This is a genomic window from Bifidobacterium saimiriisciurei (assembly GCF_010667655.1).
Lineage (GTDB): Bacteria > Actinomycetota > Actinomycetes > Actinomycetales > Bifidobacteriaceae > Galliscardovia > Galliscardovia saimiriisciurei.
This window is the reverse complement of record NZ_WHZU01000001.1, coordinates 113,524-126,249: the sequence shown is the minus strand read 5'-3', so window position 1 is coordinate 126,249 and position 12,726 is coordinate 113,524. Positions and strand designations below refer to the sequence as shown.

Genomic DNA, 12,726 nt, shown 5'->3' with positions numbered 1-12,726 from the left:
TTCCGGGACCCACTATAGGCGCGGATTACTGCGCGGAATCGCGCACGATCATACGGCCCTGCACGGTCTCGAGTCGCGACTGCGGCGGCTCCTCGCCGGCGCGCTTGGCCTGGATCTGCTCGTAGAGCATGGCGAAGGCGCGTTCGCCCATCTCGTTGAAGTTCTGCCGATAGCTGGTGAGCGCCGGCTTCCACAGGGGCGCGAACTGGCGGTCGTCGAATCCGACGACGCTCACGTCCTCGGGCACGCTGCGCCCCTCCTCGCGCAGGCCGTTGATGACGGCGATGGCGGTCTCGTCGTTGCCGGCGAACACGGCGGTCACGTCGTCGCGGCGGCCGAGCGCGCGACCGGCCTCGACGGCCTCCTGCAGATCGGCGGCCGAAACCCGCAGAATCTCGGGAATGGGCGCGCCGGCCTCGGTGAGGGCGTCACGCCAGCCGTTGGTGCGGGTGTTGCTGCTCGGGCCTTCGGCGCGCGCCACGTGATAGACGGTCTTGTGGCCATGGCCGAGCAGGTATTTCGTCATCTCCCTGCCGCCCTCGCGTTCGGAGTTGATGACCTGATACGGGCCCTCCCCCGCGTTGCCGCCGACGATGACCAGCGGCATGCCGTCGGGGATGTAGCGCAGCGCCTCGGCGCCGGCATGGTCGTATTCGTAGACGATGACGCCGGCGGGGTTGGAGCCGAGCGCCATCTGCACCATCTGCTGCACGTCGTCGATGTGGTGTTCGCTCAGCGTGGTGACGCCGAACAGGTAGTTCTTCGACTGCGCACCGCGTTCCACACCGATATTCGTCATGTTGGTGGAGAACGTGCCGGAGTTCGTGGCGAACACCATGACGGAGTCCATCTCCTTGTTCGCCAGTGCGCGGGCGACGATGCTCGGCTTGTATCCGAGCAGTTTGATGGCCTGCGCGATGCGCTTGCGCTTCTCCTCGTTCACGTTGGCGGTGCCGTTGAGGTATCGGGAGACGGTGGGCGCCGAGACTCCGGCGAGTTTGGCGACGTCCTTGATCACCGGCGTGCTGCGTTGCGCGTTCCTGGCCATGGTTGTGGACTCCTTGGATGATATATGCCGTCATACGGCGGCGGTACTGCATTCATGACCGTCGGCATGAAATCATTTCAGATTCCATGCCGACGATTGGAATGTGGCTTATTATTTCAAGCCATGCTGACATGACCGACAGTCATGTAAGCGATTGCCTCACGCTTCCTTGGCGGCGAGCGATGCCTTCAGCGCCGGGGCGACGGAGACGGCCGGGTCGAGCAGCGGGATGAGCGTGGCCTGCGTGGCGTGGTACAGGTCGGACTTGCCGGGCCACACGGTGGTGAGCACGTGGTTGTCCTTGTCGAGCTGGTGGAACCACGAACCCTTCTCGTGGTCGACGAGGTATTCGTCGATGTACTGCCAGAACCTCGCGTACCAGTCCTTGTACTCCTGCTTGCCGGTGACCTTGGCGAGCGTGGCGGAGGCGTTGACGGCCTCGGCGAGCGTCCAGTGCATGCGGTCGGTGACCACGGGGTTGCCGTCCCAGTCGGTGGTGTAGGCCAGTCCGATGGTGCCGTCGCGGTTCCATGCGTCTTCGAGCGCGCGGTTGAACAGATGCTCGGCGGCGTCGACGAGCGCCTTCCTGCCGGCGTCGTCACGGTCGGAGCTCAGCGCGTACTGGGTGATGAGTCGCGACCATTCGATGCCGTGGCCGGGGGTGGCGCCGAACGGCTTGAACTGGTCGTCGGGCTTGTCGCGGTTGCAGTCGAGGTCGGGCTGCCAGTCCTCGTTGAAGTGCTCGGGGATGCGCCACTCGTTGTTGGCGGCCCAGTCCACCACATGGTCGATGATGCGTCCCGCGCGACGGCGGTACTCCTCGTCGCCGGTCACGTCGGCCACGGCGAGGAAAGCCTCGGTGGTGTGCATGTTGGCGTTGAGGCCACGGTACGGGTCGAGCTTGGTGAACTCGGTGTTCCACGTGTCCACGGCCAGGCCGATCTCGTCGTCCCAGAAGTGCTTGTTGTAGGCATCCAGCGCCTTCTCCAGCAGTTCGGGGCCCTTCGGACGGCCGATCAGCGTGGCGGACGTGCCTGCGAGGATCACGAAGGCGTGGGCGTAGCAGATCTTGTCGGGCGCGGGCTTGCCGTCCCACGTGATCTCGGGGTACCAGCCGCCGTTGGCGTCGTCGTGCAGATGGCCGAGCAGGCCTTCCACAGCGGCGTCGACCAGTTCCTCGGAACCGGGGTGGCCGAGCAGGGTGCCCAGCGAGTACACGTGCGCCATACGGCAGGTGATCCACGTCTGGATGCCGTGCGAGGGGTCGGGGTTGCCTTCGTTGTCGAGCCAGGCGGAGCCGCCGCCGGGCGCGGGGAACCTGTGGCCGAAGCCGAGCAGGTTCTCGGTCTCGCGCTTGAGCAGCGCGCGGTTCTCGTCGGTGCCGTATTCGTATTTCTTATCCATGACGGAAACGCTCCTGTCCGGTCAGGCCAGCGGGTTGGCTTCGAAGTGGATCGGCGGCTCGCCGGCGGCGATGTGCTCGAACTCGGCGAGCACGGAGGCGCCCATGCGGTTGAGGTCGCAGCCCATGGAGCCGGCGATGTGCGGGGTGAGCACCACGTTCGGCAGGTCCCACAGCGGGCTGTCGGCGGGCAGCGGCTCCTCCGGGTCGGTCACGTCGAGCACGGCGCGGATGCGGCCGGAAACGAGCTCCTTCTCGAGCGCCTTGTGGTCGATGACGATGCCGCGGGCGGAGTTGAGCAGCAGGGCGCCGTCCTTCATGAGGCCGAGCTCGTGCTCGCCGATCATGCCGGCGGTCTGAGGGATGCCGGGCGTGTGGATGGAGACGATGTCGGACTCGCGGAACACCGTGTCGAGGTCGACCTTCTTGGCGCCGTACTCGGCGGCCTCCTCGTCGGTGAGGTGGCGGCTCCAGGCGATGACGTTGAAGTCGAACGGCTTGAGCATCTCCATGAAGTCGCGGGCGATCTGCGCGGTGGCGGTCACGATGCCGATGGTCTTGCCGTAGGTGCCGGCGTCGGCGTAGTTGACCTCACGGTTGATGTAGGCGCGGGATTCGCCGTACTGGTGCTGGGAGAGCGTGTAGTCCTTGCTTTCGAGCAGGGCCACGCCGAGGCAGTATTCGGCCACGGGGATGGAGTTGGCGGCCTGCACGTTGGTGGCGAAGATGCCGCGTTCCTTGGCGATCTTGCGGGCCTCGTCGGTCAGGCCCTTGTAGGCGACGCCCTGGGCGGCGATGATGCCCTTGAGCTTCGGCATGTTGTTCAGCGCCTCGGCGGTGACCTGCGGGGCCTCCCAGCCGTACCACAGGTAGTCGGCGTCCTTCATGCGCTCGAGCGCGGCGGGGTCGGAGAAGTCGGTGATCTCGGTGTGCTGCTCGATGTTGGCGATCTCGTGCAGACGCTTCCACATGGGCTCCGTCAGCAGCTTCTCGGGCAGGCCGGGCTTGATGGACATGACGACGTTGAATTTCTCGGACATGACGCTCCTTTGCAATGTCGTTTCACCGGACGGTCATTTTTTGAAATTGATTTCTTACAATCAATTCTCTTTCCGCCTTGAAAACACTGTGTTCTGCGATTTTCATGAATTATTATATGAAACCGATTTCAGAATTGCAAACGCGACACGTCGCCGTCGTCGAATCATCGAGGACCAGTCTCCATTCCGACGGTTTGCGCAGGGAAGCCCCCCAGAACGCGGGAAAGCATGCGGAAATGCCGGCGGCGCCCGTTTCAGACGTGCACGTCGGCCGCGTATTCGCCGACATGCACGTTCAGTTCGCCCAACGTGCGGCATGGGCGCCCGCCACGCGTCACATCGACGAACCGCACATTCCTCACCATGCGCGCCCCGTCGAAGCCCGCGATAAGCGACGGCTCCTCCCCCGAACCATCGGCGATCTCCACGTTTTCCACCGTCACATGCTCGACGCCGCGGCCGGGGATGGGATTGTAGTCGGGGTTTTGCCTCACGCGGAAGTCGAACACGCGGCCATGGCGGAACGATTCGACGCGGACGCCGCGGTAGGCGATGTCTCTCGCAAGGTTGCCGTCGCCCACGTTGATGGCCATGACTCCGAGGTATCCGGGCTGGTATTCGTTGTGTTCGAGCACGTCGATGTTCTCGAACGCCACGTTCTCGATGATGTCGCCCCCATGCAGGTAGTCGCCGTGGGTGCCGATCATCGTCGGATGCGCCACGTCGGACCACAGCACGCAGTCGCGCACGGCGACGTTTCGGGTGTCGCCCCGATATTCCCAACGGCTGCCGTAGATGGCGATGCAGTCGTCGGAGGTACGAAGGAAGCACCGTTCGATGGTCACGTCGGAGCACGACATCATGTCGATGCCGTCGCTCCATCCTTCGCAGCTGAACGATTTGAGGTCGCGGATGACAACGTCGCGGGACGAGCCGAGCATCACCGTGTAGTGCGGCGGGTTGATGCAGCAGATGCCGGCGATCTCCACGTTTCGCGAATTCGCGACGGCGATGGCGCAGGTGCCGGCGAAGCGCTTGAAGTCGGCGAGATGGAGGATGCCGCGGCCCATGACGCGCACGTCCTCGGCACAGTCGACGCGCAGCGCGCCCTCGACCACGGCCCCGCCTTCCAGAATCAGCGTGGTGTGCGACGGCAGGTTCATCACGCCGTCCTCGATGAGGTAATGCCCCGGCTTCACTCGGATGACGAGTCTGCGGTCGGGCTCGATGGATGACGGGGCTTCATTGAAGTCGCCCGTATCATCGGCAGTTACATCGTCGGCATCGTCGCCGCAGAACCGCGTGCCGTCGAGATAGCCGGCGTCGAGAGGACGGCCCCGGCGGATGTTCTCCAGTTGCAGCAGCACATCCCGCCCCAATGTATTCGGCCCGTCCATGCGCCCCTCCACGACGACGTCGGCCTTGTCGCCGGGACGTTCCAGCGCGTCGACGTCCGCGATGGAGCCGGCGAAGAGATGAAGATTATGACGACGGTCGCAGTTGAGCTCCACCGACAGGTTCGCCGGCCGGTCGAGCCGGAACGCCACCCTCCGCGGCTCCACTTGCGGGGCAATGCCCAAGACAAGCGGTCGGATGTCCGCCGTATAGCAGTACCACCAGCCGGGACGTGTGACCTCGACCTCCACGACGCCTTCGAAGTCGAAGTACGCCATCGACGCCTCGGAGACGTCGTGCATATCGACCTTCACGCGGTATGTGGGCACCTCATGCCATGCATCGTCGCCGACGGTTCGCACGCGCACGATCAGATCGTGCTGCAATACGGCGCCTGCGGGCACCGGATACATACGAATCGTGGAATCATCGGAAGACGGAATCATGACGGCCTGCTCCTGTCAATAATCAATCGGAAAAATGATGGACGGCCCCGTTCGGGAGCCGTCCATCAGGGGAATCACCGGGAATCACTGGGCCTTACGACGCAGGGACAGTGCGATGCCGGCGGTCAACGCGATGACGGCGAGCGCCGTCACGCCGATGACGGATGCACCGGTGCGGGAGAGGCGGGCACTGTTGCCGGAGGCGTTGCCCTGGGCATCGGTCTTGCCGTTCGCGGCGTTGGAACCGTTGCCGGAGGTGTTGCCGCCGTTGGGCTTGGTGCCGTTCTGGCCATTGGAGCCGTTGGCGCCGGTCGAACCGTTGTTGCTCGAACCGTTGTTGCCGCTGTTGTTCGAGCCCGAACCACTGTTGTTGTCGGTGTTCTCGTCGTCGCCCGGCACCTTGACGGCATCATGGTAGGTGAACTGCAGCCAGTTGGTGGTCTTGGTGTCGGCTGCGGCGGCCGGGGTCGCGGCGGTGCCGAGTCGCAGCGCCGGCGCGCACTTGGTCACGTCGGGCTTGTCGGTTGCGCACGAGGCGTCGGATCCGACGACCGTCTGCTCCACCATGCGTCCGTCATGGCTCAGGTAGCTGATGCCGATCCAGCTGGTCATGGTGAACTTCTCGTTCGCGCCCACCTTGTCGGCGGTGGCGGTGATTGGGTTGGTGCCGTCGGCGGCCTGCTCGCCCACGCTCAGGTACTTGCCGGTCTTCGCGTCCTGCACGGAGTAGGTCTCGTCGGCGTTGGTCACCAGACGATACACGTCGGCGTCCTTCTGCCTGGCGGCGACCTTCACCGAGCCGTCGGCCTGGGTGGTGAAGTAGGAGTTCGTGGTCTCGGTGGTGTAGTTCTTCGGCAGCACGCCTCCGGTGATGGAGTTGGAGCCCTCGGGGACCTCACCGTACTGGGCGATGGCGTTCCATGCGGTCTGGTACCACGGCGCGATGCGCGTGCGGATCTGGAAGTACGGCTTGGTCGTGCCGGCCTTCTCCGCCTTGCCGTTGTACGAGGTGAGCGTGTCGAAGTTGAGGTTGTCGTAGTGCACGAAGCCCTCGGGACGGCTCGCCGCGGCGGCCTTGGCCATCCACGTGGTGTCGACGCCGGGCACCTTGGAGTAGTGCGCAAGCGCGGTCTCGTAGATCGGGCGGAGCTGGCCGCGGTACACGCCCTGCTCCTCCATCGTGCTCCACTTGGCCCAGTTGTCGGTGCGGCCGAAGATGTTGTCGATCGGCTGCGCCTTGAGTTCGCCTTCGCCGCTGAACATGTTGTACTGGGCGGCCCAGTTGTAGGCCTTGGCGAGCTTGTTGTTCTCCAGGCCCCACAGGTCGTCGCCCTGCTGTTCGGCGATGGCGCAGATGTCGCCCATGGCGCCGACGCCGAGCTGGCCGTGCGCCTGGTCGCGTGCGGATTCGGCGGTCTGGCCCCAGTCGCTCACGTAGTTGACGATCGATCCGTTGATGTACGGGCTCTTGTACATGTTCACGGCGTTGTCGTAGATCTCGGCGTTGTCGGTGGCCACGCCGATGGCGATCATGGTGTTGATGGGGATCACGTCCCAGTTGCCGTTGGCGTTCATGGGGGCGCCGCCGTCCTGGATCACCGGGTAGACGACGTTGAGCAGCAGGTTCTGGAACCTGGCGAAGTCGGCGGCCTTGTAGACGCTGTATCCGCCGTCGTAGTAGCGCACGATCTCGGCCGCGTTGATGAGCTTGTCGGTGGAGAGGGATGCGCCGAGGATCTGGTCGCGGCCGTCGAGGATGTCGAGCTTGTCGGACCAGCCGTTGAGGATCTCGACGGTCTTGTCGGCGTACTTGCTTTCACCGGTGACGACCCATTCCAGGGCGTTGAAGTAGGCTGCGGCACTGGCCTTCTCGTAGTAGGCGATGTTGCCGTGGCCGGGCTGGTCGCCGCGGCCGACGCCCTCCTGCGGGGTGTCGACGAAGTCGGCGGATGCGGTGTTGTCGGGCGCGGTGTTCTTCAGACGCAGGTAGTCGGAGTACCAGGGGTCCTCCTTCTTGGCCACGTGCTCCTTCATGGCGTCGAGCTGCTGCTCGCTGAGCGTGACGCCGGGGTGGTTGAACACGCGTACGGTCACGTCGTCGCTGGCCTTGGCGGCGCCGTCGGCGTAGTTGACGGTGACGGTTCGGCTGCCGGCCTTCAGTCCGGTGACGGTGGCGGACAGCACGCCGTCGGCGCTGGTCACGGTGGCGCCTTCCACGCTGTAGTGGCCGGCGTCGGCGTCGCCGTTGACGGGCGTCCATTGCACGGTGGCGCTGGTGCCGTTCACGGTGGCGTGGGCTTCGAGCAGGTCGGCCGGGGCCTCTTCGAACGTGTACTTGTACACGTGGTGGTCGCCGGCGACGGCGGTCATGCCGTTGTCGGTGGCCTGCACCGGGGACTGCGCGCCTTCGGCCCCGTCGCGCAGCGAGTTGAGGTGCGTGGCGATGGCGATCTTGCCGGCCTTGGCGTATTCATGCAGGTAGAAGCGTTCGTTCCACAGCACGGAGGATGCGGTGGCCTTGACCTCGTAGGCGTTGCCGGACATGTTGTAGTACGGCTGGTTCTTTGCGGTGCCGTAGTTCTGGATGGTCAGGTACTTGCCGTTGGCGAGCGACTTGATGGCGTAGGTGGTCTGCTGGGCGCCGCCCTTGTCGTCGTACTCGGATGCGGTGTAGTCGTAGCCGTAGATGGCGAACAGCGAGGCGTTGTCCTTGGAGTCGACGGTGGTGACCGCGCCGGTGCTCTTGTTCACCGCAAGGTATTTGCCGTCGTCGGTCCTGATGTTCACGATCTTCTGTGCGGTCTCGCCGTTGGCGATGTATGAGGAGAACGGCGTCTTCACGGCGAGGTCGACGGGCTTTTCGTCGTCGGCGTAGGAGGCGTCCACGTAGGGCCGGAGGCTGCCGTCGTCGGCACGGGTGGAGTAGAGGTCGGAGCCGGTGGTGCCCTCGGTGGACAGGCGCAGGGTCATGGTCTTGTCGCCGGCCGCCTTGGCGTCGTTGACGAGCTTGGTGATGTCGATGCCGAAGGAGACGTTGCCGCCGGCCATGTCGACGCTCACGGAGTCGGTGTCGCCGGCGATCGGCTTCGTGGACCAGGTGATGTTGCTTTCGCTCCATGCGGTGTCGGTGTCGGCGCCGTCCTTGCTCAGGTTCTCGCTGGCGCGCTGCACCTTGAGCGTGTTGGCGGCGTTCTTCTTCGACATGTTCAGTGTGACGGATTTGGCGTCGGGCCTGATGCCGGAGAGATCGAGACGCATGTAGGAGTCGATGTCGTTCTTGACGATGAGGGCGCCGTCGGCGTGGGCGTTGCCGGCGTCGGATCCCCAGACCCATGCGTTGTCCTTGATGACGTCGTCCACGGTGTCCGCGTATGCGGCGGTTCCGGTGGCCGCCAGTCCCACGGCGGCCATCATCGCGCCGCTTACCGCGACGCCTATGGCCGCGCCGCAGATGGTTCTTGCTTTCTTCAATACCGTCAATGCAGTACCCTTCCTCCCGACGGCCGCTGCGCCGCCGGATTCGATGTGCGTTCTCGTTGAACCACATTCCGCCCTACCGGAGAACATCTATGTAACCGGTTTCAAAACGGACTATCCCAGTATACACCGCCGAATGCGCCGACGACTTCGGACGATTGCAAAAAGACGACCGAGCTCGGGAAAAGCGTCGATTGCCGGAAGAGGACGATGAAAACCGGCTAGCGCCGAGGCAGCGAATCACGCAGGATGACGTCGGGCTTGGCATGCAGGAAGATGAGGCGGTGGCCCAGCCCCCGGTATTCGTCGTCACCGAGCAGAATGTTCTCGACAGCGGCGGCGCCCATGCCCTGCAACGGCAGGTGCACGGTGGTCAGAGCCGGGTAGACGTCCACGGCGTAGGGGATGTCCCCGAATCCGGTGACGCCGATCTGCCGGCCGGGTTCGAGGCCGGCGGTGCGCAGCGCGGTCATGGCCCCGATGGCCATCACGTCGTTCAACGCCACGATGCAGTCCGCGCCGGAGCCGTCATACAGCGCGCCCTCCCCCGGCAGCAGCAAACGGTCGCGAATCATCTGCGACACAACCGCGAAACCGGTCTCACGGCGGAATCCCCCGTTGGCCACGGCCCGGGGGTCGATGTCGACCCCGCTCTCGGAAAGCGCCTTGACCACACCCCTGTAGCGCTGTCCGGACGAGCGGTATCCGTCGTTGCCCTTGAGGATCACGGGACGACGGTATCCGGCATCCGCCAGCAGCCTCCCGATGGCGTATCCGCCCTCTTCGTTGCCCACGTCGACGGCGGGGAACGGCATGTCACGGTCGAGGATGAACACGACGCGCCCGCCGGCGTCGGCATAGCGCTTCAGCTCCTGTTCGAGCTCCTGACGCAGGTTGTCGTTGACGTTCTCGCTTTCCGAGATGACGATGCCCCTCGGCCGGGAGGCGATGAACCCGCGGATGCGTTCGAGCTCCTCGGCGCCGTCGGACGCCACGCCGATGGAAACGTCGACGCCGCGTTCGGAGGCCGCCTTGACCACACCTTGCGAGACGCCGGCGAAGTACGGGTCGGAGATGTCGGAGACCAGCAGCGCGATATTCGAGGATGTCCCCTTGGCCACGGCCTGCGCGAAGGCGTTGGGCCGGTAGTCGAGCCGCCGGGCGGCCTCCGCCACCTTGGCGTAGGAGTCCTTGCGCACCTTGCGCGTGCCGCCGTTGAGCGCACGCGACGCGGTGGCGATGGAGACGCCGGCCTCCCTGGCCACATCCATGAGCGTCGCCGCCTTGCCCTGATGATCCGTCGTCATCGCCGTTCATCCTCCATGTGATCGATACATGTGATTGATACCCGCCCGGCACATCGCCACATCTCTGCGGAAAACGATTGCCACGCCAATGGTGAAGTCTATCATCCGAGCGACGCCCCGACTATTATGGAAAGCGCTTACCGTACTGATTCGTGATTGATTCCTGGGGAAATCAAAGGAGCGTATCTCATGAGGACGCCACAGACGCCGGCGGAAACGAAGACCCGCACGGCAATCCGCACACCGATACAGACGACACAGGCCATGTCTCCGAAACCCATCGGGTCCATCGTGGCCGTGGGCACGACCGTGGCGGCCACCGTCATCTCCGTGTTCCAGAGCGGTTCGGGCACCGTCGGCACCCAGGGATACCGTCTCGCCACGCAGGACGGCGCGCGGATCGACTACCTCATCATGACCATCGCGGTCGCCGCCATCGGCATGATGCTGGCGCGGGCCCTCAGACGCGGATGAGACTCATCGTGTCGGCGCGATGCCCACGGAACCGCGGATTTTCAGCTGCGTAGGCATGATCACATCGTGCCCGAGACCGTCGAGACCGAGTTTGACGGCCATATGTCCCATGTTGGCGAAGGGGGCGTGCACGGTGGTCATCGGCACGACCAGATCCTCGGCGAAGGGCATGTCGTCGAAGCCGCCGACGGAGACGTCCCCCGGCACGCTTTTGCCGAGCTTGTGCAGCGCCGCGATGGTGTACAACGCCATGGCATCGGTGACGGCCACGACGGCCGTGCAGTCGGGGACCATGGGATAGGCGGCCATGACGTTGGCGATGACGCTGTCGCGGTCGTCGTCGATGGGCACGGCGATGCGGTCGTCGTATGAGAGCCCGGCCTCGTGCAATGCACGCAGGAAGCCTTCGTATCGCGCCGTGAACACGCTGGAGTCGGGCTTCCTGCCGACGAACATGAACGACCGGTGGCCAAGCGAGATCATGTATTTCGTCATCTCGTAGGTGCCGCTTTCGTTGGCGTAGTCGACGACGGCGATGCGCGGGTCGAGGCCCATGCGGGGACGGGCGAGCACCACCACGTCGGTGCCGACGGAAGCGAACTTGTCGACGTAGTCGTTGAGGATGCCGTTGACCGGCGCGTCGATGACGTCGCTGGCGGTCAGGACGACCAGCCGCGACCGCTGGGAGAGCAGGTTGTCGAATATGGGTTCGGGATCGTCCCAGTTGCCGCCGGTGGACTGCAGGCGGAACGTCATGTTCCGGTCGGCGGTCTCGCGCTCCACGCCGGCGGTCATCTCGCCGTAGGTGCCGCCGTAGATGTGGTCCACGACCAGGGTGACGGAGTTGGGCGGCGTGGTGAGCGCCAGGGCATGCGCGTTGGGGATGTATCCGAGTTCCTCGATGACCTTCCGCACCTTGGCGCGCGTGGCTTCGGAGACACGGGCGCCTCCGCGCATCACGCGCGAGACGGTGGCGGTGGAGACGCCGGCCGCTTCGGCGATGTCCCTGATGTTGACGTTGCCCGTACGGGCGGGACCGGGACCGTGATGCCTGGACTCGTCGCCCTCAAACTGCTCTTGGCGGCTCATACCGTCCCTCCGTTCGTCGTTGCAATGACCGTTGATGCGACGGCGACCACCGTGGTGACCATACCGTCACACGTACGTATATATAACGATGTTGTAGTGTAACTGATTTCCTTTACAAAAAGCGGCGGCATCGCAAGGAGTCGACGCCGCCGCATTCAGCAAGGTGATGGTTACTGAAACTTGTTACATTTCCGTTGCCCGGATTCGATGACGTTCCGGTCAGACGGCCGCCACGGCCGACTCCGACCGCCGCGCGGCGGCGTCATCGGCGTCAGGGGCATCGGCCAGACCGCGCTCCACGGCCCAGCGCACGGTCTCGTCGGCGAACCGCCGCGGATCCTCCATGTGCATGAAGTGACCGTGATCGGATTCCCACAGCGAGATCTCAACGTCAAGACCGTCCGGATCGCAGGCCCGCTCGTAGTCGCCGCGCGCCCGGCTGGTGTAGAAGCCGAGCACGGGCCTCGTGCGGCGCTTCGCCACTTCCGGAGTGTGCCCGCGCAGGCCGAACGACCCGTCCTCGAGGTATTCGGAGGAGAAGTAGTCGGCGAGCGCCGTGCCGTTCGTCCGGCCGGCGTCATCCATGATGGCCCTGCGGCTTTCGGCCGGCAGGTACTTGGAGAACGCGCCCTGGATGAACTCGTTCATGGCGCCGTGCGGGTCAGTGCGGAACGCGTCGAGGGTGCGCCGCATTCCGGCCACGTCGGCCGGCGAGTCGTCGCCGTTGTATGCGGGGTCGATGACGACCTCCCCGTCGAGGAGTTCGGGGTGGTCGGCGTTGACCAGCATGGACAGCTGTCCTCCCATGGAGTGGGCGATGAGCAGGGTGCGGGCGCCGGCCGGAACATGCCTGCGGATGTAGTCGGCCAGGTCCTCGGCCGCGGACGGGATGGTCCACGGCCCTTCCTGCGCACGCTCGGCATGGCCGGGAAGCGTGTAGGCGAGCACCTTCCACGATTCGGGCCATTGCACCGGCTCCCAGGTCTTCGGGGAGCCGCCCCATCCGTGGATGAGCACAGCGTATGTGGTGGAGGAAGACATCGGAGCA

9 protein-coding genes are annotated in these 12,726 nt (G+C 64.9%); 1 reads left to right on the top strand and 8 read right to left on the bottom strand.

The features are described from left to right. Positions 1-25: 25 nt before the first annotated feature. From GFD18_RS00465 to GFD18_RS00440, 6 genes are all read right to left on the bottom strand, one after another. Positions 26-1,048 (bottom strand): LacI family DNA-binding transcriptional regulator, encoded by a 1,023-nt coding sequence (locus GFD18_RS00465; protein WP_163200075.1) that lies wholly within the window; start codon positions 1,046-1,048, stop codon positions 26-28. Positions 1,049-1,207: 159 nt separating this feature from the next. Then, the gene (locus GFD18_RS00460) at positions 1,208-2,452 is read right to left on the bottom strand and encodes an AGE family epimerase/isomerase (RefSeq protein ID WP_163200076.1); all 1,245 of its coding nucleotides are present in this window, start codon (positions 2,450-2,452) and stop codon (positions 1,208-1,210) included. Between the two features lie 21 nt (positions 2,453-2,473). Further along, entirely contained in the window at positions 2,474-3,490 is a 1,017-nt protein-coding gene (locus GFD18_RS00455) for a hydroxyacid dehydrogenase (RefSeq protein ID WP_163200077.1), read from the bottom strand. Between the two features lie 254 nt (positions 3,491-3,744). Next, positions 3,745-5,331 (bottom strand): glycosyl hydrolase family 28 protein, encoded by a 1,587-nt coding sequence (locus GFD18_RS00450; protein WP_163200078.1) that lies wholly within the window; start codon positions 5,329-5,331, stop codon positions 3,745-3,747. Between the two features lie 84 nt (positions 5,332-5,415). Further along, complete coding sequence (locus GFD18_RS00445) at positions 5,416-8,802, bottom strand: alginate lyase family protein (protein WP_163200079.1); 3,387 nt, start codon at positions 8,800-8,802, stop codon at positions 5,416-5,418. 227 nt (positions 8,803-9,029) lie between these two features. Further along, complete coding sequence (locus tag GFD18_RS00440) at positions 9,030-10,115, bottom strand: LacI family DNA-binding transcriptional regulator (RefSeq protein ID WP_225432822.1); 1,086 nt, start codon at positions 10,113-10,115, stop codon at positions 9,030-9,032. A 189-nt stretch (positions 10,116-10,304) separates the two neighbouring features. Here GFD18_RS00440 and GFD18_RS00435 point away from each other — a divergent pair, with 189 nt between their 5' ends. Next, entirely contained in the window at positions 10,305-10,589 is a 285-nt protein-coding gene (locus tag GFD18_RS00435; RefSeq protein ID WP_163200080.1) for a hypothetical protein, read from the top strand. Between the two features lie 3 nt (positions 10,590-10,592). Here GFD18_RS00435 and GFD18_RS00430 read toward each other — a convergent pair whose 3' ends face one another. After that, the gene (locus GFD18_RS00430) at positions 10,593-11,678 is read right to left on the bottom strand and encodes a LacI family DNA-binding transcriptional regulator (RefSeq protein ID WP_163200081.1); all 1,086 of its coding nucleotides are present in this window, start codon (positions 11,676-11,678) and stop codon (positions 10,593-10,595) included. Between the two features lie 219 nt (positions 11,679-11,897). Next, positions 11,898-12,719 carry an alpha/beta fold hydrolase gene (locus GFD18_RS00425; protein WP_163200082.1) on the bottom strand — a complete coding sequence of 274 codons (822 nt, stop codon included), beginning with the start codon at positions 12,717-12,719 and terminating at the stop codon, positions 11,898-11,900. Positions 12,720-12,726 lie beyond the last annotated feature (7 nt).